Origin of the sequence: Brevundimonas sp. (assembly GCF_041919755.1) — a bacterium.
In the GTDB taxonomy this organism is placed as follows: Bacteria; Pseudomonadota; Alphaproteobacteria; order Caulobacterales; family Caulobacteraceae; genus Brevundimonas.
Genome location: NZ_JAYRTD010000007.1, coordinates 55,910 through 79,112, shown reverse-complemented (window position 1 = coordinate 79,112; position 23,203 = coordinate 55,910). Strand labels below are relative to the sequence as shown.

The 23,203-nt window shown below is 66.0% G+C and carries 28 protein-coding genes; 24 read left to right on the top strand and 4 right to left on the bottom strand.

The genetic code is table 11. The features are described from left to right. Window positions 1-101 precede the first annotated feature (101 nt). The gene (locus ACE3TH_RS10290; protein WP_374599660.1) at window positions 102-362 is read right to left on the bottom strand and encodes a hypothetical protein; all 261 of its coding nucleotides are present in this window, start codon (window positions 360-362) and stop codon (window positions 102-104) included. 214 nt (window positions 363-576) lie between these two features. Between ACE3TH_RS10290 and ACE3TH_RS10285 the strand changes: the two genes are divergently transcribed. After that, window positions 577-1,371 (top strand): TonB family protein, encoded by a 795-nt coding sequence (locus ACE3TH_RS10285; protein ID WP_374599659.1) that lies wholly within the window; start codon window positions 577-579, stop codon window positions 1,369-1,371. Between the two features lie 99 nt (window positions 1,372-1,470). Here ACE3TH_RS10285 and ACE3TH_RS10280 read toward each other — a convergent pair whose 3' ends face one another. Further along, window positions 1,471-1,656: a hypothetical protein gene (locus ACE3TH_RS10280; RefSeq protein WP_374599658.1), complete on the bottom strand. Its 186-nt coding sequence runs from the start codon at window positions 1,654-1,656 to the stop codon at window positions 1,471-1,473. Window positions 1,657-1,880: 224 nt separating this feature from the next. On the opposite strand from ACE3TH_RS10280, the gene ACE3TH_RS10275 reads away from it, so the two are divergent. After that, window positions 1,881-2,264 carry a hypothetical protein gene (locus tag ACE3TH_RS10275; protein WP_374599657.1) on the top strand — a complete coding sequence of 128 codons (384 nt, stop codon included), beginning with the start codon at window positions 1,881-1,883 and terminating at the stop codon, window positions 2,262-2,264. Between the two features lie 62 nt (window positions 2,265-2,326). On the opposite strand, the gene ACE3TH_RS10270 is transcribed toward ACE3TH_RS10275, so the two are convergent. Further along, a complete protein-coding gene (locus ACE3TH_RS10270) occupies window positions 2,327-3,463 on the bottom strand; it encodes a zinc-dependent alcohol dehydrogenase family protein (RefSeq protein ID WP_374599656.1) in 1,137 nt (378 codons plus the stop codon). 138 nt (window positions 3,464-3,601) lie between these two features. On the opposite strand from ACE3TH_RS10270, the gene ACE3TH_RS10265 reads away from it, so the two are divergent. Then, window positions 3,602-4,036: a thioesterase family protein gene (locus ACE3TH_RS10265; RefSeq protein ID WP_296168436.1), complete on the top strand. Its 435-nt coding sequence runs from the start codon at window positions 3,602-3,604 to the stop codon at window positions 4,034-4,036. A 16-nt stretch (window positions 4,037-4,052) separates the two neighbouring features. Here the strand turns inward: ACE3TH_RS10265 and ACE3TH_RS10260 are convergent, their stop codons facing one another. Beyond that, window positions 4,053-4,259 carry a hypothetical protein gene (locus ACE3TH_RS10260; protein WP_292173067.1) on the bottom strand — a complete coding sequence of 69 codons (207 nt, stop codon included), beginning with the start codon at window positions 4,257-4,259 and terminating at the stop codon, window positions 4,053-4,055. A gap of 278 nt (window positions 4,260-4,537) precedes the next feature. Between ACE3TH_RS10260 and ACE3TH_RS10255 the strand changes: the two genes are divergently transcribed. The 21 genes from ACE3TH_RS10255 (at window position 4,538) to ACE3TH_RS10155 (ending at window position 23,161) form a co-directional block, all read left to right on the top strand. After that, window positions 4,538-5,311 carry a YebC/PmpR family DNA-binding transcriptional regulator gene (locus tag ACE3TH_RS10255; protein WP_374599655.1) on the top strand — a complete coding sequence of 258 codons (774 nt, stop codon included), beginning with the start codon at window positions 4,538-4,540 and terminating at the stop codon, window positions 5,309-5,311. A 77-nt stretch (window positions 5,312-5,388) separates the two neighbouring features. Next, a complete protein-coding gene (locus ACE3TH_RS10250; RefSeq protein WP_374599654.1) occupies window positions 5,389-5,907 on the top strand; it encodes a hemerythrin domain-containing protein in 519 nt (172 codons plus the stop codon). Between the two features lie 81 nt (window positions 5,908-5,988). Continuing rightward, complete coding sequence (locus ACE3TH_RS10245) at window positions 5,989-6,762, top strand: hypothetical protein (protein WP_374599653.1); 774 nt, start codon at window positions 5,989-5,991, stop codon at window positions 6,760-6,762. 104 nt (window positions 6,763-6,866) lie between these two features. Further along, a complete protein-coding gene (locus ACE3TH_RS10240) occupies window positions 6,867-7,535 on the top strand; it encodes an MgtC/SapB family protein (protein ID WP_374599652.1) in 669 nt (222 codons plus the stop codon). A 53-nt stretch (window positions 7,536-7,588) separates the two neighbouring features. Then, on the top strand, window positions 7,589-8,107 hold the full coding sequence (gene ruvC, locus ACE3TH_RS10235) for a crossover junction endodeoxyribonuclease RuvC (protein ID WP_374599651.1): 519 nt from the start codon (window positions 7,589-7,591) through the stop codon (window positions 8,105-8,107). Further along, window positions 8,104-8,721: a Holliday junction branch migration protein RuvA gene (gene ruvA, locus ACE3TH_RS10230; RefSeq protein WP_374599650.1), complete on the top strand. Its 618-nt coding sequence runs from the start codon at window positions 8,104-8,106 to the stop codon at window positions 8,719-8,721. The genes ruvC and ruvA overlap by 4 nt, the downstream gene beginning before the upstream one ends. Then, window positions 8,718-9,752 (top strand): Holliday junction branch migration DNA helicase RuvB, encoded by a 1,035-nt coding sequence (gene ruvB / locus ACE3TH_RS10225; RefSeq protein WP_374599649.1) that lies wholly within the window; start codon window positions 8,718-8,720, stop codon window positions 9,750-9,752. The genes ruvA and ruvB overlap by 4 nt, the downstream gene beginning before the upstream one ends. Before the next feature lie 39 nt (window positions 9,753-9,791). Then, window positions 9,792-10,184, top strand: a complete 393-nt coding sequence (locus ACE3TH_RS10220; RefSeq protein WP_374599648.1) for a hypothetical protein — start codon at window positions 9,792-9,794, stop codon at window positions 10,182-10,184. Continuing rightward, window positions 10,181-10,651: a tol-pal system-associated acyl-CoA thioesterase gene (gene ybgC / locus ACE3TH_RS10215; RefSeq protein WP_374599647.1), complete on the top strand. Its 471-nt coding sequence runs from the start codon at window positions 10,181-10,183 to the stop codon at window positions 10,649-10,651. The genes ACE3TH_RS10220 and ybgC overlap by 4 nt, the downstream gene beginning before the upstream one ends. A 1-nt stretch (window position 10,652) precedes the next feature. Further along, on the top strand, window positions 10,653-11,102 hold the full coding sequence (locus tag ACE3TH_RS10210; protein WP_374599646.1) for a hypothetical protein: 450 nt from the start codon (window positions 10,653-10,655) through the stop codon (window positions 11,100-11,102). Between the two features lie 144 nt (window positions 11,103-11,246). Beyond that, window positions 11,247-11,999, top strand: a complete 753-nt coding sequence (tolQ, locus tag ACE3TH_RS10205) for a protein TolQ (protein ID WP_374599645.1) — start codon at window positions 11,247-11,249, stop codon at window positions 11,997-11,999. 3 nt (window positions 12,000-12,002) lie between these two features. Next, the gene (locus tag ACE3TH_RS10200; protein WP_292175381.1) at window positions 12,003-12,464 is read left to right on the top strand and encodes an ExbD/TolR family protein; all 462 of its coding nucleotides are present in this window, start codon (window positions 12,003-12,005) and stop codon (window positions 12,462-12,464) included. A 6-nt stretch (window positions 12,465-12,470) separates the two neighbouring features. Continuing rightward, on the top strand, window positions 12,471-13,262 hold the full coding sequence (locus ACE3TH_RS10195) for a hypothetical protein (RefSeq protein WP_374599644.1): 792 nt from the start codon (window positions 12,471-12,473) through the stop codon (window positions 13,260-13,262). Window positions 13,263-13,403: 141 nt separating this feature from the next. Then, complete coding sequence (gene tolB / locus ACE3TH_RS10190; protein WP_374599643.1) at window positions 13,404-14,774, top strand: Tol-Pal system beta propeller repeat protein TolB; 1,371 nt, start codon at window positions 13,404-13,406, stop codon at window positions 14,772-14,774. A 138-nt stretch (window positions 14,775-14,912) separates the two neighbouring features. Further along, entirely contained in the window at window positions 14,913-15,467 is a 555-nt protein-coding gene (pal, locus tag ACE3TH_RS10185) for a peptidoglycan-associated lipoprotein Pal (RefSeq protein WP_296168087.1), read from the top strand. A gap of 118 nt (window positions 15,468-15,585) precedes the next feature. Further along, window positions 15,586-16,449 carry a tol-pal system protein gene (locus ACE3TH_RS10180; RefSeq protein WP_374599642.1) on the top strand — a complete coding sequence of 288 codons (864 nt, stop codon included), beginning with the start codon at window positions 15,586-15,588 and terminating at the stop codon, window positions 16,447-16,449. Beyond that, entirely contained in the window at window positions 16,440-17,789 is a 1,350-nt protein-coding gene (tilS, locus tag ACE3TH_RS10175; protein ID WP_374599641.1) for a tRNA lysidine(34) synthetase TilS, read from the top strand. Before ACE3TH_RS10180 ends, tilS begins: the two co-directional genes overlap by 10 nt. 95 nt (window positions 17,790-17,884) lie before the next feature. Next, window positions 17,885-19,816 (top strand): ATP-dependent zinc metalloprotease FtsH, encoded by a 1,932-nt coding sequence (gene ftsH / locus ACE3TH_RS10170; protein WP_374599640.1) that lies wholly within the window; start codon window positions 17,885-17,887, stop codon window positions 19,814-19,816. Window positions 19,817-19,923: 107 nt separating this feature from the next. Then, entirely contained in the window at window positions 19,924-20,586 is a 663-nt protein-coding gene (locus ACE3TH_RS10165; protein WP_374599639.1) for a DUF1345 domain-containing protein, read from the top strand. 281 nt (window positions 20,587-20,867) lie between these two features. Further along, window positions 20,868-22,382 carry a DEAD/DEAH box helicase gene (locus ACE3TH_RS10160; RefSeq protein WP_374599638.1) on the top strand — a complete coding sequence of 505 codons (1,515 nt, stop codon included), beginning with the start codon at window positions 20,868-20,870 and terminating at the stop codon, window positions 22,380-22,382. A 152-nt stretch (window positions 22,383-22,534) separates the two neighbouring features. Further along, window positions 22,535-23,161 carry a tetratricopeptide repeat protein gene (locus ACE3TH_RS10155; RefSeq protein WP_374599637.1) on the top strand — a complete coding sequence of 209 codons (627 nt, stop codon included), beginning with the start codon at window positions 22,535-22,537 and terminating at the stop codon, window positions 23,159-23,161. The last annotated feature ends 42 nt before the right edge of the window (window positions 23,162-23,203 follow it).

Sequence of the window (23,203 nt, the reverse complement as noted above, 5' to 3'; positions counted from 1 at the left end):
CCGGTCTTTTGCGCGGGTCGCCGTCGTAAGGGTCAGCACAGCTTGCGTTCGCCCCGAAGCAGACGCTCCGAAGCTCTGCTATGGGTGGGAAACAGACATGCTCATTCGGTTGAAGGATCAGCCGCTCGTAGCTGTAGAAGGCCGTCAAAACCAATAGGCGCGGGGGCGGATGAAGACCATTTCGCTCCGTTTTCAATCCAACGAAGTCGCAATGCTTGATGGCTCAAACTGGCATCATCATAGCCGAACTGGGTCCCGCAGGAGGGGCAGATTTCTTGATACCAATTGTTCTGCCCGTCCTCAAAGGGCGGCAGCTTCGCATCATGGAATCCACAGACCGGACAGGTGAACCCGAGTTTCATGAGCCGATCTTCTGCTAACCCTTCAATGGCTGCAATGGGTCGGAAGCGGACGCAGGCTTGGAAATGAAAAGCGGACATCACTTTTCAAGGGCCGCAGCTTTATAGGGCAAAGCCTCGGCTCCGGCAGCCAGCGTGACTAACCCGCTTTGGAGGTTTGGATTACGGCGCTAAGAAGGAAAGCGTCCGGCCTAATGGTCGTCTGGGAGAAAGTCTGATGTTCCTTGCATCATTGCTTCTGAGTTTGGTTGTGCTGCAGGACCCGCAGGCTCGAACTGTGGTGGAATACACTGTCTTTGAACCGATCGAAATGACGCCAGAGCAGGAGCACGCCGTGTCTTTGGTAATGACACTTGGAGCCACGGCAGGTCGGTGCGCTGACGGACTACCGGCAGAGACCCGCCAGCTCTTCGACGGCGGTTACCAAGATGTGGAAAACCCCGAGCCCGGCACCAGCCGCCCCAATTTGGCGGACTTGGCTTTTTTGCAGGCCTATGGTCGAGCTGCAGCGGGCTCGTCTCGCCGGATGACGAACAGCGACTGCGCTGCGGAGCTCACCGATGGGCGCCTCCTTATTGAGGGTCACCGTTCAGACATTGACAGTCTGGTCACAATGCCCGGTCTTGAGACAAATCGGCCATGGGAGCGCATAGCCCAAGATGCAGTGAGCTCCGGAGCCGCACCGCGTCGACGAGCGGCTTTGGCTAACCCTGCAGTACCACGTGCTTTCGGCGCTCAGCAGACCGCCCCTCAATGGGCTGCAACTCCGCGAGTATCCTTCCCGGCAAAAGCGCGAGGAGCAATGACGGACGGCTCGGCACGGATAGACTGCATCGTTACGACAAGGGGCCGGGCGCGGGATTGCCGCGTCATCTCCGAGTCCGTCGAGGGGTACGGATTTGGCCAAGAGGCGCTCGCAGCGGAGGGAAGTTTTCGTTTCCGCCCAAGTACGGTTGGTGGTGAACCGGTGGAGGCGCGAGGGACTTTCACCATCCGATTCAGAGCTCAGTGACCCGCGAGTCATCACTGGCTCCAACCTGTCGACCACCAAGGTCCGCTTTGGGTCGTGTCTCGTCATTGGCTGGACGGCGGATATCGGACGTAGGGCAGATCACTTGGGCCGATACAGATCGACCTCGACCTGGGAGTGAGAGCACTTGTCGATCTCATCGAGATAGACGCCACCGCTATCGTAGCAGGAATCGACCGTCAGCCAGTCGTGAGCCACAAATCGCCCCACGGCTAAGGCCACAACGGCAAAAGCGACACCTGCCGCAACCTTCGTGCGCGTTCTCATCGCGAAGCAACTGGCCCCGACCGTTCCAGCGAGTCAACGTCTGCTATGGGTCGGAAGCAGACATTGCGTTCAACCCCGGCAGCCGCCACGCCCTCCCTTTCCCCGATTTCATCTGCATGAATGAAACCTGACCCGGCGCGTTCAGATGGCGCTCAGCCGGGGGATGGTTTTCTCCATCTCAACGCCGCCACCCCGGTCGGCGTGAAGCATCAAGGAGAAGACCGATGATGATGAAGAAGGCTCTCATTCCCGCCCTGGCCCTGGTGGCCGCTTCCGTCGCGGTCCCGGCTGCGGCCCAGTCCTATGGCTACGGCCCGGCGCGCGGCCACGGCTATGTGCAGGTCCAGCATCACGGCGGCTGGCAGCAGATCGCCCAGCGCAAGTATAATCTGGACCGCCGCATCGACCAGGGCGAGCGCAATCGCTCGCTGAGCCGCCGCGAGGCCAACCGTCTGCGTGGCGAACTGATCGCCCTGGTCAATCTGGAGCGCAACTATCTGCGCGGTGGCCTGAGCGTGCGCGAGCGCAACGATCTGGACCGTCGCTATGACCGTCTGTCGCAACAGGTCCGCTGGGAGCGCCGCGACAACGACAACCGCCGCTACTAAACCCTGAGCCATTCCTCAGGCGTTCGAGGGGCGCGATCCGAAAGGGTCGCGCCCCCTTTTCTCTATGCGTCGAAGGTCACGACCGTGCGTACCGCCTGCCCGTCCGCCAGTCGGTCAAAGGCGGCGTTGATGTCGTCCAGCGCCACCCGCCCCGTCATCAGCCTGTCGACCGGCAGACGCCCCTCGCGAAACAGGGCGACATAGCGGGGGATGTCGCGGGCGGGCACGCAGGTGCCGATATAGCTGCCCTTCAGCGTCCGCTCCTCGGCGACCAGCGACACCACATTGACCGCCAGGGCCGCATCGGGCGGCGGCAGTCCGGCGGTCACGGTCGTGCCGCCCCGCCGCGTCATTCGCCAGGCGCTGTTCAGCGCCTGCACCGACCCGGCCATCTCGAACACATAGTCCGCCCCGCCATGGGTCAGGGCGCGGACCTGCTCCACCGCATCGGCATCGGCGGCATTCACCGTCTGCACCGCGCCCAGACTGCGGGCCAGGGCCAGCTTGTCCTCAGACAGATCGACGGCTACGACAGGCGACGCCCCGCTGGCCAGGGCACCCAGCACACTGGCCAGGCCAATCCCACCCAGGCCGACGACAGCGACCGATTGCCCGGCCCGCATCCCCGCCGTATTCACCACCGCCCCGACCCCGGTCAGCACCGCGCAGCCGAACAGGGCCGCCTGCTCGAAAGGCAGGGCCGGATGGATCTTCACCAGCGACCGGCGCGATACCACCGCCCGCTCGGCAAAGGCGGAACAGCCCAGGTGGTGGTTCAGCGCCGTCTGATCGGCGTGCAGCCGCCGCCCACCGCCCAGCAGCTCGCCCTTGCCATTCGCCGCCGCCCCCGGCTCGCACAGGGCCGGCCGCCCCTCGGCGCACGGATGGCAGTGGCCGCAGGACGGCATGAAGACCATGACGACGTGATCGCCAATAGCCAGGTCGGTGACGCCCTCGCCCAGCGCCTCCACCACCCCCGCCGCCTCATGCCCCAGGGCCATGGGCAGGGGGCGGGGCCGGTCGCCGTTGATGACGCTGAGGTCCGAATGGCACAGGCCCGCCGCCTTGATCGCGACCAGCACCTCGTCCCGGCCCGGCGGGTCGAGCGTCACCGTCTCGACGCTCAGCGGACGGCTGTCGGCATAGGGGCGTGCGGCACCGACAGTGCGGAGGACCGCTGCGCGGGTCTGAATGGTCATGGGCCCTCCCTGGTATGCGCCGGAACCAGCGCCTTCGTGATCGAGACCCTATCGATAGGCGCTTGACGCGGCGTCGTCCAAGCGGGAGCGTCGCGGTCGAAGAGCGACGGTTCGCGTCGCCGAGGGAGAAGACGTCCGATGCCGAAGAGAGATGAAGGGCCCCTGGCCGAACGCGCGACCTACAAGGCCTTTCACATGGTCTCGACCCGCTGGGCCGACAACGACCAGTATGGTCACATCAACAATGCCAAATTCTATGAGTTCGTGGACTCGGCCGTGAACTCGCATCTGCTGATCGCCGACGCCCTGACGGAATCGATCGGCCTGGTGGTGGATTCCGGCTGTCGCTACACCTCGTCTCTAAAGTTTCCGGACGTGATCGAGGTGGGGATCAAGGTCGATCACGTCGGCACGTCCAGCGTGACCTACGGCTTTGCCGTCTTCCGTCGTGGGGCCAGCGTGCCGGCCGCCATCGGCCATTTCGTGCACGTCTATGTCGACGCCGAGACCCGACGGCCCAAGCCCCTGCCCGAGCGTCTGCGGGCGGTGGTGGAGAATCTGAAGGCCGACTGACACGCAGCCCGTCGGCCTAGTCGTCCAGCTGACCGGTCAGGAAAAGAATGCCGACGGCGGTCAGGGCCCCCAAGGCGAAGGCCCCAAGGATCGAGCCGGCGGCGACGGCGGCCGGCACGGTTACGGGACGCGCCTCGTACCATTCGACGATGTCGGGGCCACGCTCGTTGAAGTCGTCTTCGTCGTAGAGCTTGGAATTGTAGATGACGTCTTCGGCGGTCATGTCGTTTCCCTTGGCCCCGTCAGCTGCGGTCTTCACCGCCTTCTAGGGGAATAATACCATCAAACCGTTACGGTTCCTGCATCGTGACAGCCTTCGCATCATCCGCTAGATGCGCGCAACCGAGACATGCGGCTGATCACCGTAGCCTCAATCCAGATAGACCAACGGACATCGCGCTCAAGCAGCGAGCGACCGCGTCGCGAGCATTGGCGCCCAACCCGCGCTCAAACAGCGAGGCTCCGCGAGCCGAGCGTTAGCGCAAAGAAGAGACCTCCAAAATGGCCGGCCATTCCAAGTTCAAGAACATCATGCACCGAAAGGGGCGCGCCGACGCCCAGCGCTCCAAGCTGTTCTCGAAGCTGTCTCGCGACATCACCGTGGCGGCCAAATCGGGCCTGCCCGACCCGGCGATGAACCCGCGCCTGCGCCTTGCCGTGAATAACGCCAAGGCCGAAAGTCTGCCCAAGGACGTGATTCAGCGCGCCATCAACAAGGCCTCGGCCGGCGACGTCGATACGATGGAAGAAGTCCGCTACGAGGGTCGCGGCCCCGGTGGCGTCGGCATCATCGTCGAAGCCCTGACCGACAACCGCAACCGCGCCGCCTCCAACATCGGCACCGCCTTCAAGAAGAACGGCGGGGCGCTGAGTGAGATGAACTCGGTCGCCTTCATGTGGGACAAGGTCGGCCAGATCCGCTACCCCGCCGAGGCCGGCACCGAGGACGCGGTCATGGAAGCCGCCATCGAGGCGGGCGCACAGGACGTCGAGAGCGACCTGGTCAAGCCCGACATCTACGAGGACGCGCCTGGCCACACCATCTGGACCGCCTTCGAGGACCTGAATGACGTGGCCGAAGCCATGTCCAAGGTCCTGGGCGACCCCAAGTCCACCGCAATCGTCTGGAAGCCGCAATCCGAGGTCCAGGTCACCGGCGAGGCGGTCGGCACCCTGATGAAACTGCTCGACGCCCTGGACGCCGAGGACGATGTGCAGAACGTCTTCTCGAATGAAGACATCTCCGACGAGGACCTGGCGAAATACGCGAGCTGAGGCTTGCGAGTCGTTAGCGCGGAACCGGTGGCGGCCGCGGCGATTATGCGGCTTCAAGCCTTGCCGGAGCCAACCTCATGGACATCACCCAGCTGATCCTCGACGACCATGCGGAGCAGCGCCGCCTGTTCGCCATCATCGAACAGATCGATCCGAAGGACACCGACGCCCTCACTGCGGTGTGGGGCCGTTTGTCGGCGTTTCTGGATGTCCATGCAGAGGCCGAGGAACGGTTTTTCTATCCGCAGCTGATGAAGATCGGCGAAGGGGCCAACGATGCCGAGGATGGCACCGTCGCGGGCGAGACCGAGGACGCCATCGAGGACCACAACAAACTGCGCGACGCGGTTAAGGCCGTCGAGGGCCACAAGGTCGGCTCGCCCGGCTGGTTCGAGGCAGTGGGCCAGGCCAATGTCGTCAACTCCAAGCATATGGGCGAAGAAGAGCGGCAGGGCCTGACGGACTTCCGTCTCAATGCCGATCTGGCGATGCGCCATGACCTGGCGGTCAAATTCGCCGCCTTCGAGGCCGAGCACATCACCGGAATCAAGCCGGTGAACAAGGATCCGGACGCCTACGTCGAAAGGCACGGCTGATCTCGCTCGGACCCCGCCCCCTTGCCTACGATCCGCAGCTTGTCAGTATAGCGATCAGGACACCGGGCCGGGGACGAGGGATTGGCACACCACGACTATCAACCGCTGAACGCGGGCGGCCCGACGGTGCCCGATCGCCGCATGATGGCGACAGCCGCCGCCAGTGGGGCCGCCCTGATCCTGGTTGGCACAGCGAGCATCCTCTACCTTTCGGATGCTTACCGAGAAGCCGAGCCCTACAGGGCAGAGCAGGCCCGTCTGGCCGAAGAACGCCGGGTAATGGCAGATCTTGCTGCCGCAGAGCGCGAGCGGCAACTGACGGCGCCCATACCGGGCCAAACCTTGGATATTTCGGTTCCCGACGTCGGCCGCGAACAGATTGGGCAGCCTTCCCGCGCAACGCCAGGGCCTGATCGATCGTCGCGCTGGATGCCACTCGAATGGGCCGTTGCGCCACAATATCAGGTTCGCCCGGATCAGTTGCGTGGTGACTTCGAGCGTGTGTCTTCACGACTGACCTGCGTCGCAGCACCCGACGGGCGGCTAAGCCAATGCCGTGGGATCGATACGCCTGCAGGGTCTGGATTGTCCGCAGTCCTCGCTCCGCAACTGGCCGAGGCGCGGGTGGTGCCGAGCCGGGTTGACGGTCAGGCTGTAGCGACCACGATCAGTCTGACAGTGTCTTTTGAGCTTGAGCGCCGACCGGCACCCCAGGCGCCCGCGCGTGTTGAGCTTCCATCTGCACAGGACAATCCGTTCATGCCCAGGAACGAGCCCACGGCGGAAGAGTCGCTCTTGCCGCCCGTCATCCCGGATGTGCCCATGGCGACGTCACCTGTGGCTCCCGCAGATTGATGGTGATCGTCAGAGTCTGACTACGTTTTTCTCCGTGGACGGAACCTCGCGAATCCCGGCGTCGTTGGCCACCGATGATCTGGAATGACCTGCCTGGCTTCACCTTGCCTCTTCTTGCCGCTGTTCTGGCCGGCGGCCTGATCGGTTTTGAACGCGAATGGCGCGGCCGGGCCGCAGGGTTCCGAACGCACATTCTGGTCTGTCTCGCATCCGCTCTCCTGATGGAGGCGGCAGTCATGCAGGGTCTGTGGCGGTTCATGCCCCTGCCCGACGCCGAGATCATCAGCGACCCGGCCCGGATGGCGCACGGCGTCCTGACCGGCATCGGCTTTCTGTGCGCAGGCGTGATTTTTCGCAGCGGCTTTTCGATCCACGGCCTGACCACGGCGGCGTCGCTCTGGATCACGTCAGCGATCGGCCTTTTGTTCGGGGCGGGGCTTTATGGTTTGGGGGCGGTAGGTACCCTGCTGACGGCGATCATCCTGATAGGGCTACGTCTTGTCAGCGGACGTCTGCCCCAGACGACCGTCGTGGATGCCACCGTGGCTTGGCGACGAGAGACACCCGAGGTCGAGGCGGCCGTCAGACAAGCCCTTTCCGGCCTTCATCGCGTGGACAGATCCGATCATCATGTGCTTCTGGACGGTGGTCAGACCGTGCGCTGGGGCTTCCGCCTGACCAAGGCGACTCCGGACGACGTCCACGATCTTGCCGGTCGACTGAGAGCCATAGATGGGATCATTGCCTATGATCTCGATCCGCGCGACGACTAGAACGACGTCACGGTCATTGTTCGCTAACCGTCTTTGCGGCATGACTGGAACGAATGACGAACGCGCTGATTCAGAATGGAACGCGAATCCTGGGCCTGGACCCCGGCCTGCGCCGCACCGGCTGGGGCGTGGTGGTAGTCGAGGGGTCGCGGCTGCGCTGGATCGCGCATGGGGTGGTCGCCCCGCCTGAGGCTGCGCCCTTCAGCGAGCGGCTGCTGTTCCTGCTGGAGGCCGTGTCCGACATCTGCGCCGCCCATGCCTGTGACGAGGCGGCGATCGAGGAGGTCTTCGTCAACATGAACCCGGCCTCGACCCTGAAGCTGGGCCATGCCCGCGCCGCCGTCATGCTGGCCCCCGCGCGATGCGGTCTGTCGGTCTCGGAATATTCGCCCAATCTGATCAAGAAGGCCGTCGTCGGGGCGGGCCATGCCGACAAGGGCCAGATCGCCTTTATGATCAAACGCCTGTTGCCCGCCGCCGGTGAGGTGAAAGCTGACGCCGCCGACGCCCTGGCCGTCGCCATCACCCATGCCCAGCTGCGCAAGCGGGCCCTGCTGGCGGTGGCCTCATGATCGGGCGTCTGCGCGGAATGCTGGCCGAGGTGGAGCAGGATCACTGCCTGATCGACTGCGCTGGAGTCGGCTATGTCGTGGCCTGCGGAGCGCGTACACTGCAACGCCTGCCTGCGCCCGGCGACGAAGCGACGCTTCATATCGAGCATGTCTGGAACGCCGAGAGCGGCCCCCGCCTTTACGGTTTTCTGACCCGCGATGAACGTCGCGCATTCACCACCCTGACCGGCATTCAGGGCGTAGGGCCCAAGGCGGCCTTGTCGGTGCTGGACGTCCTGCCGCCCGGCGAATTGGCCGGGGCCGTCGCGCGTGAGGACAAGGCGGCGGTCGCCCGTGCCAATGGCGTCGGACCCAAACTGGCCCTGCGTATCGTCACCGAGTTGAAGGGTAAGCCACTGGGCGAGGTCAGCTTCACGCCGAGCGCGCCGGGGATGCATGCCGAAGCGCTGGCTCCGTTGCCGAGCGTCACCGGCGAGGCGGTGTCTGCCCTGCTGGGTCTGGGCGTCGCCGAGATCAATGCCCGCCGCGCCGTCGATCAGGCCTTGATCCGGCTGGGTGAGGAGGCGGAATTGTCCGCCGTCATCCGCGCGGCCTTGCAGGAGTTGGGCCGGTGACCGACGACCGCATCATCTCGCCCGAGTCCGCCCCCGGCGAGGCCTATGACCGCGCCCTTCGGCCACAGGTCCTGTCGGAGTTCGTCGGACAAGAGGCGGCCAAGGGCAATCTGAAGGTCTTCATCGACGCCGCGCGCGGCCGCGCCGAGGCGCTGGACCACGTGCTGCTGTTCGGCCCTCCGGGTCTGGGCAAGACCACGCTGGCCCAGATCGTGGCGCGCGAGTTGGGCGTCGGCTTTCGCGCCACTTCCGGACCCATTCTGGCCAAGGCGGGCGATCTGGCGGCGATCCTGACCAATCTGGAACCGCGCGACGTCCTGTTCATCGACGAGATCCACCGCCTGGCCCCGGCTGTCGAAGAGATCCTGTATCCCGCCATGGAGGACCATGTGCTGGACCTGATCATCGGCGAAGGGCCGTCGGCGCGGTCGGTGCGGATCGACCTGGCCCCCTTTACCCTGGTAGGGGCCACCACACGCGCGGGCCTGCTGGCCACGCCCCTGCGTGACCGGTTCGGCATCCCCCTGCGGCTGGAGTTCTATACGCCCGACGAACTGGTCCGCGTGATCACCGGCGCGGCCCGCAAGATGGGCGCCCCCATCGACCCGGAAGGCGCGCGCGAGATTGCCTCCCGCGCCCGTGGCACGCCACGCGTGGCCGGACGACTGCTGCGGCGCGTCCGCGACTTTGCCAGCGCAGAGGGGGCACCGACCATATCGAAGCTGGTCGCCGCCCGCGCCCTGTCGCGGCTGGAGATCGACGAGGTCGGGCTGGACGCCAATGACCGCCGCTTCCTGAAGGCCCTGATCGAGAACTATGGCGGCGGCCCCGTCGGCATGGACACCTTGGCCGCCGCCATCGCAGAAGCCCGCGACGCCGTGGAGGATGTGATCGAGCCCTATCTGCTGCAGCAAGGTTTCATCCAGCGCACCCCGCGCGGCCGCATGGCCTGCGCCAAGGCCTATGCCCATCTGGGCCTGACTGAGCCGCCGGCACCTCCGAAAGCCCCTGACCTGTTCGGCGGAAAATAGCCGGGCCGTGACGGCTTCACCTTCGCCGCGAACCCCGGCATGCTTGAACGCATGGCGCGTCGGGTCATCAGAACGGATCGGCTGATCGTGGTGCTGGGCATCGCGGTGCTGGTGCTGGGCGGACTGGCGGCCTGGATCTTCGTTCAGAACGGGGCCCTGACACCGCAGGAGCCGGATCGGCAGGCCCGCGCCCTGACCCAGCTGCGCGAGCATCTGGGTCGCACGGCCGAGCTGCGCTACACCGAGCAGGGCGATGGTCTGGCGCTGTGCGGCTATGCCGGACGACGCGGCGAGCCGGAGGTCGTGGCCTTCGTCTCGCGGCCGCAGCGCATCCTGCTGGACAACGACCCCCTGCCCAAGGAGTTCGCGGCCATGGTGCGCGCCGATTGCCCAGGCTTCATGGAGCGCCGTCCCGTGCAGGCCGTGCCATGATCGACACCCCAACGGCAGGACGGTTCGAGGGGCGCGAGCATCGCCTTCCCGTCCGCGTCTATTATGAAGACACCGACTTCACCGGCCTGGTCTATCACGCCAACTATGTCCGCTATTTCGAGCGGGGCCGGTCCGACGCCCTACGGATGATGGGCATCGGCCATGCCGAACTGCTGGACGGCGACCGGCCCCTGGCCTTCGTCGTGTCGAAGATGGGTCTGACGTTTCACAAACCCGCCCGCATCGACGACGCGCTGATCGTGCGCACCCACTACGAAGCCGTGAAGGGGCCCCGTCTGCTGATCAATCAGGCCGTCACGCGCGGCGACGAGGTCCTGTGCAGGGCCGAGGTCGAGGTCGTCTGCATCCACATGGACGGCCGCCCGCGCCGCCCGACGCAAGCCCTGAAAGACAAGGTCGGCCCCTGGCTGGCCACCCCTCACATCCTGATCGAAGCGGAGACCTGACATGGCCCAGACGACCCCCACCATGACCGAGCGCCAGGGCTGGACCTTCCTGATCACCGTCGTCCTGCTGGCCGTGCTGCTGTTCGGCGGCGGCCTGGTCGGCTGTCCGTACTACAAGGTCTGGGAACGCAAGATGGCCGGTCAGGCCGAACTGCAATATCAGCAGGGAGCCCGCCAGGCCCTGATCGCCCAGGCCAAGGCCGAGGACGAGGCCGCCATCAGCCGGGCCGAGGCCGCGACCCGCCGGGTGCGCGGCTGGGCCGATGCCGCCAAGCGCGGCTGCGAGGATCTGGGTCGCCCCAACGATGTCACCTGCGAGAACCAGTTGCTGCGCGACGCCGCCACATATTCCATCGCCAAGGAAGGCCATGAGGGCGTGATCATCAGTGTGGGTGCGCCCGTATCGGTGGCGGTGCAGCCGAACGCGCCTGCGCCACAGCGCTCCGAATAGGCCGCTCACGCAACCGTCAGACGCCGACCGAGTGACGCCGGGGCCACACCCGGCTAGACCCGCGCCACACCGCCACACAACCGCCACCTCCATCCGGTGCACAGGGATGGAGCCCATGCACGAATTGCGACCGAGGACGCCTGAATGACCATCGCCGCCGAAGCCACGTCCATGCTGAACCCGATCGAGATGTTCATGGCCGCCGACTGGGTCGTGAAGGCCGTCATGATCGGCCTGATCGTGGCCTCGCTGTGGTCCTGGGCGGTCATCATCGACAAGGCGATGAAGTTCAGCGGCCTGAACAGCCGGGCCAGGGCCTTCGAGGCCGAGGTCGGCTCGGGCCGGTCGCTGGAGGATATCGCGGCCCAGGCCGGGACCAATCCCGAACACCCCCTGCCCCGCATGCTGGTCATCGCCCTGGCCGACTGGCGCGAGACGCGGACGCGTGGTCTGCTGAACGAGCACCAGGGCAAGCTGCTGGTCTCGCGCATCGACCGGGCGCTGGACAGTCTGATCGCGCGGGAAGGCCAGAAGGTCGAGAACGGGCTGGGCGTGCTGTCGGTAGTCGCCACCTCCTCGCCCTTCGTCGGCCTGTTCGGCACGGTCTGGGGCATCATGAATGCGTTCGGGGCCATCGCGGCCTCGGGCAACACCAATCTGGCCACTGTCGCCCCGGCGATCTCGGAGGCTCTGTTCGCCACGGCCCTGGGCCTGGCCGCGGCCATCCCGGCCTATATCGCCTACAACAAGTTCTCGATCGACGCGGGCAAGTTCACCGGCCGTCTGGAGAGCTTTGCCGACGATCTTCAGGCCGCCGTCGCGCGCCGCCTGAGCGGCCCGGCGCCCAGTACGCCCGCCAGCCGTCCCTACGACGATACCGCCCGCCGGGAGTATTGAGCCATGGCCATGGGTGGAGCAGCCGGGGGCGGAGGTCGCGGACGCGGTCGTCGCCGTGCCCGCAAACAGCCGCTGAGCGAGATCAACGTCACGCCCCTGGTGGACGTCATGCTGGTGCTGCTGATCATCTTCATGGTCTCGGCCCCGCTGCTGACCGTCGGCGTACCGCTGGAACTGCCCAAGACCGAGGCCGGGGCCGTCGATGCCAGCGACGAGCCGGTCACCGTCTCGATCAAGGAAGACGGCGAAATCTTCGTCGGCGAAGGCGGCGTCAGCTGGGACGATCTGGTCCTGCGCGTGGCCCAGGAAGGCGGCGAGGGTGCGCGCGAACGCCCCGTCTTCGTCCGCGCCGACGGCCGCGCCCCCTATCAGGCGGTTGCCCGCGTCATGGCGCGCCTGTCGTCCGAAGGCTTCACCAAGCTGAACCTGATCACCGACACCGCCGCCTCGGCTGAGGAGGGCTGACGCGCGATGCAACGGCCCGCGCCTGCTCTGATCGCCTCGGTCCTGCTGCATGCGGGCGTGATCGGCATCGCCGTCCTGGCCAGCAGCCTGGGCTGGGTGAAGGCCCCTCTGCCGACCGTCACCGCCGTGCCCGTGTCGATCGTCTCGGACGTGGTGATCGAGGCCGGGCCCGCCGACAATCCCAGCGAGGAACTGGTCACCGAGGACGCTACTACCGCCCCGGTCGAAGTGCCGCCGGAGCCGGCGCCGGTCGTCGAGCCGACCCCACCGGCTCCACGCCCCACGCCCGCCCCGACCCGGCCCGCCCCTACGCCGCGCCCACAGCCCACACCGCCGCGCGCCCAGCCCACCCCACGCCCCCCGGCCCAGCGTCCGGCGACCCCGCCCCGCAACCAGCCCGCGCTCGATCTGGACGCCCTGTCCGGCCCGCCCCGCACAGCCACCGCGCCCGGTAACCGGCCCCGTACTGGTCAGCAGGGTAGAGGAACCGCACCGCAGGCGGTCGGCCCCCAGATCACGGCCATCTTCAATCAGGTCTATCCGAACTGGACCCTGCCCTGCGATATCCCGGGCGCGCGTGATTTGCGCATCCAGATGGATGTGACGATCGACGCGCGCGGCCGGATCACGGACGGGCCGGACCTGATTGGTGCCCGCAGCGACCCGGTCTGGCGTGCCGCAGCCGACGCGGCTGTCCGGGCCATCCGTCAGACCGCACCGTTCGATGTCCCGGACGACTTCCCTGGCGGAGCCTTCCGCCCGACCTTCAATACCGAACGTGCATGCCGGAACCGGTGAGGACGGGTCACGTTTCCGCCACCGGGGTGACAGCACAGCTTGGCTGTCCCAAAGTCGCCCCAATCCCGGCCATGGTGGCGTCGTGCGTCCTCGACGGCCCGGCCGACCGATACGTCCACCCAACTGCGGGAGCTTGAATTCATGCGTCTGAACAGACTTCTGGCCGGCGTCGCCATCGTCGCCTTGGCCACCAGTGCCGCCACCGCACAGACGCCCCAGACCCCTCCCCCGACCGGCGGACCTGTCGAGGTCGAGATCGACCAGGGCGTCCTGCGCCCGCTCCAGATCGCCGTGGTCAACTTCAATGGTCCGAACGGCTCGGATGTCGGCAACGTGATCCGCGAGGACCTGCGTCGCACCGGCTATTTCCAGCCGCTGGACCCTAACAGCTTTATCGAGACCGGCCTGACGCTGGCCAATGCGCCGAACTTTCCGCAGTGGACCTCCATTGGGGCGCAGGCCGTGCTGTACGGCGCGGTGACGCCTCGCCCCGATGGTCGCAACGACTTCGGCTTTCGCCTGTACGATCCCTATCGTCAGTGCCAACTGGTCTCCTATCAGTTCACCGCCACGCCCGAGCAATGGCGCCGGATCGGGCACAAGATCGCGGACCTGATCTATCAGCGCATGACCGGCGAGACCGGCCTGTTCGACAGCCGCGTACTGTTCGTCTCCGAAAGCGGAACCCAGCTGAACCGCTTGTCGCGCCTGACAATCTCGGATCAGGACGGGTTCAATCCGCAGTATCTGACGGATGGGTCCGAGATCATCATGTCGCCGCGCTTCTCGCTGCATGACCCGAACGAGGTCACCTATGTGGCGCTCGGCAAGGACTACAGCCGTATTTATCTGTACAACCTCAGCACGGGCCGGCGTGAAAGCCTGGGCGAGTTCGATGGTCAGGTCCTGGCCCCGCGCTTCTCCAACGACGGCTCCAAGATCGCCTTCTCGATTATCCGGGGGGGCAATACCGACATCTACGTCATGGATCTGTCCAGCCGTCAGGTGCGGCGCCTGACCAGCGATCCGGGCATCGATACCTCGCCGACCTTCAACCCCGACGGCAGCCAGATCGCCTTCACCTCCGACCGGTCTGGCAGCGCGCGTATCTATGTGATGCGCGCGGACGGCTCGGGCCAGCGGGCCGTCGCCCGCGGCGGTGGCCTTTATACCGCCCCGAACTGGAGCCCCCGCGGCGACCTTATCGCCTTCACCAAACAGAGCGGCGGACGCTTTTCGACCGGGGTCATGAACGCCGACGGCTCAGGCGAGCGCATCCTGTCGTCCAGCTATTTCGAGGAAGGCCCGTCCTGGGCCCCCAATGGCCGCTACATCATGTTCGCGCGCCAGAGCCCGGGTGGCGATACTCGCCTGTGGACCGTGGACCTGTCGGGCCGCGTGATCTCGCAGTCCGGCTACACCGGTCGGGGCAGCAGCCCGGCCTGGTCGCCCCTGCTGGATGAGCAGCCGGCCAACCTCGGTGGTCGCGGCGCGGACGCCTGTCCGGCCTGACCCCTTCAAATCAGGAACCGGCGGGAGCCTAATCGTTCAAACCCGCGTTACCCCGGTTCCCCATGACACGAACCGGCCCTATTCGGTTCATACAGCCAAGCTGAGCCCTCGGCCCGAAGACTTAGGAGACGTCCCATGATGAAGACCTCGAACCTGATGCGTATCGCCGCCGTCGGCGTCGCCGTGACCGCCATCGCCGCCTGCACCCCGCGCCGCCCCGTCGATACCGGTGCCGGCAACGAAGTCCCGCCCGCCAACAACCCCGTCTATCCCGGCACCGGCACCGGCAATGTGGACGGCGGCAACCTGGGTGCCCCGGCCGCCGGTTCGGAACAGGATTTCGTCGTCAATGTCGGCGACCGCATCTATTTCGACCTGGACAGCTACGAAGTCCGCTCTGACGCCATGCCGCGCCTGGATGCCCAGGCCGCCTGGCTGCAGCGCTATCCGCAGGTGACGGTCCGCATCGAGGGCAATGCCGACGAACGCGGCACCGCCGAATACAACCTGGCCCTGGGTGCCCGCCGTGCGGAATCGATCCGCACCTATCTGATCCAGCGCGGCATCCCCGCCGGTCGCATCGACACCATCAGCTTCGGCAAGGAGCGCCCGATCGCCGCCGGCTCGACCGAGGACGCCTTTGCCCGCAACCGCAACGGCCACACGGCCATCGTCTCGGGCGCGATGCGCTGACCTGATGACGTTTAGGTGATTGCGAAAAAGGCATCGGCTCCGGTCGGTGCCTTTTTTGTTGCCGCCGGTAGTCCGCGCCAGCCTTGCAGACGCCGCAAATCGGTGGGACGACAGGGGCATGAAGCGCGCTGACCTTTTCCGCCCCCGCAATGCCGTCCTGACCGTGCTCGGCCTGGTCCTGATCGCCGGTACGACCACCGTGGTGGCCCAGACAGCACCTCTTCCGGCCGTGCAGTGGGACAACCGCCGTCTGGAGCAACTGGACCGAAACGTCCGCCGTCTGGAGCGGGCGGTAACCCAGCGCAATGCCGCCGGTCAGCCGGTATTGGTCGAACCGGACCCGGAGGTTGTCGCCCTGCAAGGTCAGGTCGCCATCATGGACCGCCGCCTGCGCGATCTTGAGGCCACCGTCCAGCGCGTCAACGGCGATCTGGAGCGCCTCAGCTTCCAGCTGGACGAGAGCCAGCGCGACAACGCCGCCCTCGGCACCCGCTTGCGGGATGCCGAAGGTCGCCTGCGCACGATGGAGACCGCTGCACAGGCTGCCGCCGCCGAGCGCCAAGCCCAGGCCGAACAGGCCGCCGCCTCTCCGACCGGAAGCGCCGCCAGCGATCTGGCGGCCGCCCGCACCCTGGTGACCGTCAACCGCCAGGGCGGGCTGGAGGCGCTGGAGCGGGTCATCGCCAACTGGCCCAACACCGCCGAAAGCCGCGAGGCCGAATGGCGCATCGGTGACGCGGTGCGTGCGGCGGGCGACCAGGGTGCGGCCGTCTCCGCCTATGCCCGCGCCCTGCGTGGCTGGCCCACCGACGCCTGGGCCGGAGAGGTCACGCTGAAGCTGGCGCGAGGGCTGGCCGCGACCCAGCGTCCGGCAGAGGCCTGCGCGGCGCTTGGTGAATTCACCCGCCGCTACAATGCCCGCGCGTCACAGGACCTTCGGGCCGTGGCGGCGCGGGTGCGGTCCGACGCGGAGTGCCCCTGACCCCGCCTGCCGACGGGCGCCACGCCTTCGCCCGCGTGCTTGATCGCCTGAGCGCCAGGCTTCGGTCCGACACCAACGCCCCGCTGGCCCTCGGCCTGTCGGGCGGCAGCGATTCCCTGGCCCTGCTGAAACTGGCCTCGGCCTGGGCGCAAACCAACGATCGTCGCATCCTGGCTCTGACGGTCGATCACGCACTCAATCCCGACAGCGCCCGCTGGACTGCCTTCGCTCGCGACGCCGCCCTGGCCGTTGGAGCCGACTGGCAAGGCCTGAGGTGGCAGGGGCCGAAGCCGGTCACCGGCTTGCCTGCCGCCGCCCGCCGCGCACGCCATGCCCTGCTGGCCGAGGCGGCCCGCGCGGCCGGAGCGCGCGTCATCCTGCTGGGCCATACTGCCGACGATGTCGCCGAGGCCGACTGGATGCGGGCGGAAGGCTCGACAATGGGGCGCGTGCGCGAATGGTCGCCGTCGCCTGTCTGGCCTGAAGGGCGCGGGCTGATGCTGCTGCGGCCCTTGCTGGACATCCGGCGGCAGGCCTTGCGCGACTGGCTGGCGGCTCAGGGGGCAGCCTGGATCGACGATCCGGGAAACGACGATGTTAGATACGCAAGAAGTCGTGCGAGGACTTCCCTCCTCCGTTTGCGTGAAGGTGGGCCGCCAAGCGGGTCGGATGCGGGTCGGCTATGTGCGTCGGCGCAGGCCGTCGCTCCGTATAACAATATGACTTCGCCGACTTCAGGCCATCGTTCCTCACCCTTTCGCCTTGCCGATCGCTACGCTCCCGAAGGCTCAAGCCCTCTCCCACTGGGAGAAGGTTTCCTGATCTTCGGCCGCACCCTCTCTAGGCCAACGCTCGCCGCCGCCCTGGTTTGCGCCGGTGGCTCCGACCGTATGCCGCGCGGCGACCGTCTCACCGCCCTCATCGCGCGCCTCGCTACCACCGACACCTTCACCGCCTCTCTCTGCGGCGCGCGCCTTCACGCAGCCTCCGACCATATCCTCATCCACCGCGAGGCCGGGGAGTTCAACCGCCGCCCGCCGCCTGATCTGCCCCTGACCCCCGCCGTCGAGGCTGTCTGGGACGGGCGCTGGGCCGTCAAAGTCGATGAGTCCGGCTGGACCGTTACCGCCGCCGCAGGACGCTTGGCCGCCCTGTCCAAAGCCGACCGTGCGGTGCTGAAGTCTCTCCCGCCAGCCGTACGGCCCACTCGACCTGTGCTGATCCGGAACGATCGTGATGCCCCGGTTCTTGCAGGCACCACAGGTCAGGCGCGGTCCCTGGTCGAACAGAGACTGGCGCTGGCACTGGACGCAGTGACGCATGAGCGCCATCTGTCCTGAGCGAGACATGGCGCTGGGGCTAGGAAACGCCTATTTCCGGTGCTGACATCACAGACTGACGGGACAGACTGGCGTCCCAAGGGATCGAGACGAGAATGAATCTGCGCAATTTCGCCATCTGGGGCGTGATCATCCTGGGCGCGCTGACGCTGTTCATGGCCTTTGGCGGCGGGGGCAACACGCCCATGCCGGGCCAAAAGGCCGCGCCCCGTCCAGAGCCTATCACCTACAGCCAGTTGGTCGCCTACCGGAATGGCAACCAGATTGCCGGTGTCGAGGTCAAGGGCGAGATGATGACCGGCAAGTTGAAGGATGGAAAGACCTTCACCACGACCACCACGCTGCCGAACAGCGACCTGATCGAAAGCATTCAGGCGACGGGTGCGCAAGTCGATATCAAATCTACCCGGACCTCCATTTGGCTGAACGTCTTGATCGGGGCTCTGCCGATCCTTCTGATCATCGGCTTTTACTTCCTGATCATGCGCCAGATGCAGGGCGGAGCCCGGGGCGCGATGGGCTTTGGCAAGTCCAAGGCCAAGCTGCTAACCGAGCACAAGGGCCGCAAGACGTTCGAGGACGTCGCCGGCGTCGACGAGGCCAAGGAAGAACTGACCGAAGTCGTCGACTTCCTGAAGGACCCCGGCAAGTTCCAGCGCCTGGGCGGCAAGATTCCCAAGGGCGCGCTGCTGGTCGGCCCTCCCGGCACCGGCAAGACGTTGCTGGCCCGCGCCGTGGCCGGTGAGGCTGGCGTGCCCTTCTTCTCCATCTCCGGCTCGGACTTCGTCGAAATGTTCGTCGGCGTCGGTGCCAGCCGCGTGCGCGACATGTTCGAACAGGCCAAGAAGAATGCGCCTTGCATCATCTTCATCGACGAGATCGACGCCGTCGGTCGTCACCGGGGTGCAGGCCTGGGCGGCGGCAATGACGAGCGCGAGCAGACGCTGAACCAACTGCTGGTCGAGATGGACGGCTTCGAATCCAACGAGGGCATCATCCTGATCGCCGCGACCAACCGTCCCGATGTTCTGGACCCGGCCCTGCTGCGTCCCGGCCGCTTCGATCGTCAGGTCGTGGTGCCCAATCCCGATGTCTCGGGCCGCGAGAAGATCCTGCGCGTCCACATGAAGGATGTGCCCCTGGCCGCCGACGTCGCGGTCAAGACCATCGCGCGCGGAACCCCTGGCTTCTCCGGGGCGGACCTGGCCAATCTGGTCAATGAGGCGGCCCTGATGGCGGCGCGCAAGGACCGTCGCATGGTCACGCACCGCGACTTCGAGGACGCCAAGGACAAGGTCATGATGGGTGCCGAGCGCAAGTCCATGGCCATGAACGAGGAAGAGCGTCGCCTGACCGCCTATCACGAGGCCGGCCACGCCATCGTCGCCATGAACGTCAAGATGGCCGACCCCGTTCACAAGGCGACCATCGTCCCGCGCGGCCAGGCCCTGGGCATGGTCATGCAGTTGCCGGAAGGCGACCGCTATTCAATGAAGTATCAGCAGATGGTCGATCGCATCGCCATCATGGCCGGTGGCCGCGTGGCCGAGGAACTGATCTTCGGCAAGGAGAACATCACCTCCGGTGCCTCCTCCGACATCCAGCAGGCGACCAAGCTGGCCAAGCGGATGGTGACGCAGTGGGGCTTCTCCGACGTGCTGGGCACCGTGGCCTATGGCGAGAACGAGCAGGAGGTCTTTTTGGGCCACTCGGTCGCGCGCAGCCAGAACATCAGTGAGGAGACCGCCCGCATCATCGACGCCGAGGTCAAGAAGCTGGTGACCTCCGGCTGGGACGAAGCCCGCAGGATCCTCAAGAAGAAGGCCGCCGACCACGAGAAGCTGTCGCAGGCGCTGCTGGAGTACGAGACCCTGTCCGGCGAGGAGATCAAGGATCTGATCGAGAAGGGCCTGGCCCCCAATCGTGACGAAAACAACTTCCCCAACGCCGGGCCTTCGGTCTCCGTGCCGATCACCCCGGTCTCGGACGGCGTCACCGTCGAGGTCGAACAGCCGACCGTCCACTAGCACGCGACGCATCAAGCGTACGAAGGCCCTCGGAGCGATCCGGGGGCCTTCTGTTCGCGGCCAGCTTCGGCTCTTGCCTCCGCTCGGCAACGGCGCATCATCCCGTCATGAAATTCTCTGCCTATCTCCGTCTGCATTGGCCGCTGCTGATGCTTGTCGGCGTAGCGGCCTCCAGCCTGCTGTGGCCGGTGGGCGGGGGATGGCTGTCGCGGCTGGCGCTGGGCTGGGATGTCGGGGTTGGGCTTTATCTGTTGGAAAGCGCGATGCGTCTGGCGAGTAGCAAAACGGTGGCCAACATTCGTGACCGCGCCGACGCCATCGACGAAGCCGGACCGGCCGTCCTGCCCCTGGCCCTGATCGCTGCGGTGGCCAGTATCGTCGTGGTGATCGGCGAGGCGGTGCGGGTCGCATCGGGTGGGGGATCGACAGGCACGGCGGCTGTGCTGGCCCTGGTGACCGTGGCCCTGTCGTGGACTTTCGTGCACGTCATATTCGCCTTCCACTATGCCCACATCTTCTATGCGTCGGGGGCGGATGGAGGCGATCGTAGGGGGCTGATCTTTCCTGGCGACGATGCGGAGCCCGATTACTGGGACTTCCTGCATTTCTCGCTGATCATCGGCGTCGCGGCCCAGACGGCGGACGTGCAGATTGCAGACAAGAGTTTGCGTCGTACGGCGACAATGCACAGCGTGACGGCCTTCGTGTTCAACACCATCGTTGTGGCTTTGACTGTCAACCTGGCCGTGGGACTTCTGGGCGGAAACTGAGCCTCGCCTTGACTTGGCCGTATTGAACGTCCATTTGCGCTGCGTCGCACAAGAGCGATATCCGGTGCGCTCCAGCGCGTGTGGGTCTTCACAATATCCGAAGACCTGACTGTAGCAGCGGCCGGCCCTCAAGATTCATTCGCTGCCCGGACACGCGGGGCGGCGCCCGACCACCCCGGCGGTCTCGATTTCGAGGCTCTATCGGGACTGGCGGTGCGCAGCCTATTCGGCGTTGAGCCATGGCTGATGCGCGTCGCCGTATACGCGAAAGACATAGCTTCATGAGCAACAAGACATTCGACAGCTTCGGTCTGAACCCGGCCCTGATGCAGGCGCTGACCAGCGAAGGCTATACCACCCCCACCCCCATTCAGGCCCAGGCCATTCCGGACGTGATGGCCGGCAAGGACCTGCTGGGTATCGCCCAGACGGGTACCGGCAAGACAGCGGCCTTTGCCCTGCCGATCCTGCACCGTCTGGCCGCCAATCGCGTGGCTCCTGTGCCGCGCACCACGCGATGCCTGGTGCTGAGCCCGACGCGCGAGCTGGCCACCCAGATCGGCGACAGCTTCAAGGCCTATGGCAGGCATCTGGGCTTCCGCGTCGCCGTGATCTTTGGCGGCGTGAAGTACGGGGCGCAGGAACGCGCCCTGCAACAGGGTCTGGACATCCTGGTGGCCGCGCCCGGCCGCCTGCTGGATCACATCCAGCAGAAGAACCTGGACCTGTCGACGTGCGAAATCTTCGTGCTGGACGAAGCCGACCAGATGCTGGACCTCGGCTTCATCAAGCCGATCCGTCAGATCGTCAGCCGCATCCCGGCCAAGCGCCAGAACCTGTTCTTCTCGGCCACCATGCCCAGCGAGATCGGCAAGCTGGCGGGCGAACTGCTGAAGGATCCGGTCAAGGTCCAGGTCACGCCCCAGTCCACGACGGTCGAGCGCATCAACCAGTCGATCATCCACATCGAACAGGGCAAGAAGCGCGCCCTGCTGACCGAGATGTTTGCCGATCCGGAATATACGCGCTGCCTGGTCTTCACCAAGACCAAGCACGGGGCCGACAAGGTGGCGGCCTATCTGGAAGCCGGCGGCGTCGAGGCCGGGGCCATCCACGGCAACAAGAGCCAGCCCCAGCGTGAACGCACCCTGGCCGCCTTCAAGGCCGGCAAGCTGCGCGTCCTGGTCGCCACCGACATCGCCGCGCGCGGCATCGACGTGGACGGCGTCTCGCACGTCGTGAACTTCGAGCTGCCGCATGTGCCCGAAAGCTATGTGCACCGCATCGGCCGGACCGCGCGGGCGGGCAAGGACGGCTCGGCCGTCAGCTTCGTGGCCGGCGACGAGATGAAGCTGCTGCGTGACATCGAAAAGGTCACGCGCCAGAAGATCCCGGCCACCGACCGTCGCAACGACAGGTCGCTGGCCCTGCTGGACCAGTCGATCATGGCCTCGGGCGTCAAGTCCAAGGCCTCCATGCCCGACGACGGGCGTGGCGATCGCCAGCAGCAGCACAGGTCCCGCAATCCACGCCGGGATGGCATCAAGCTGGAAGGCGGCGGTCAACCCCACCGCGTCCGCAAGGGCCGCGCCGCCGAGGCCCGCCCGACGCCGGAACGCGCCTTCGATCCGATGGCCAAGGAACGGGGGGCAAGAGAACGCGGCCGCCAGACGAACAATGACCCGCGCCACACCTCGGCCCCCGCCGCCGAGGCCAAGCCCGAGGGCCAGTTCAAGCGCCGCCCCCGCAACCGCCGCCCCTCCAACGGCGGCAAGGGCTATGCCGCCAAGGGCTGATCGCCTTGAAGTGACCTGAGAACAGCAACGCCCGCCGGAGCGACCCGGCGGGCGTTGTCGTGTCTGCGATCAGGAGCCGAGGTCAGCCTTCGACCGATTGCGGACATTCGACGCCACTTGGAAATCTCAAGCGACTATGATCTGAAAGTGTGATGATCGACGCCGTCGAGCTTTATGGTTTGGAAGCACTGAACGATCCCTTTCGCGAGGACTTCGAACGTGCTCGCGCGCTGCTCGACGGCCCAGAGTGGGAGCGTGGTCTAGAAGAGCTCGAGATGCTCGCACACGCCGGTTCGATGCTCAGCACTATTTGTGTGGCGGGCTGTATGACGAAGGGTTGGTACGATCATAAAGATTTTGCCGGTGCCGAAGCTTGGTACCGAGTTGCGGCGGAAGCGGGCTACGCCGCAGGGCACTTCGGGCTGGGCGTCACTTATCATCAGATGGGCCGCTTCTCGGATGCGTCGGTTGAGTTTCAAGAAGCGGCGTCTAGAGATTACGGCCCGGCCTACAACGCGCTCGCGCACCTTTACTCGCGCGGAGAAGGCGTGGCGCTTGATCGACGAAAAGCTTTAGCTCTCTTGAGGACGGGCGCTTCTCGAGGTCATCAGCGAGCCAAGGCCTCCTTGGCCAAGGCGCTTATTCATGGCTACGGAGGAATCCGGGGCCGCTTTGAGGGACTCGCTCGACTATTCCAATTGTTCGCAGAGGTTTGGCGGCAAACTGGTGCCGAAGAGAGCGCGGTAAAGCGGATGACGCCGCTTCCTACCGTTCATTGAACGTCGGCTCCCCACCCACAGCGGACATTCAACACCCCGCTC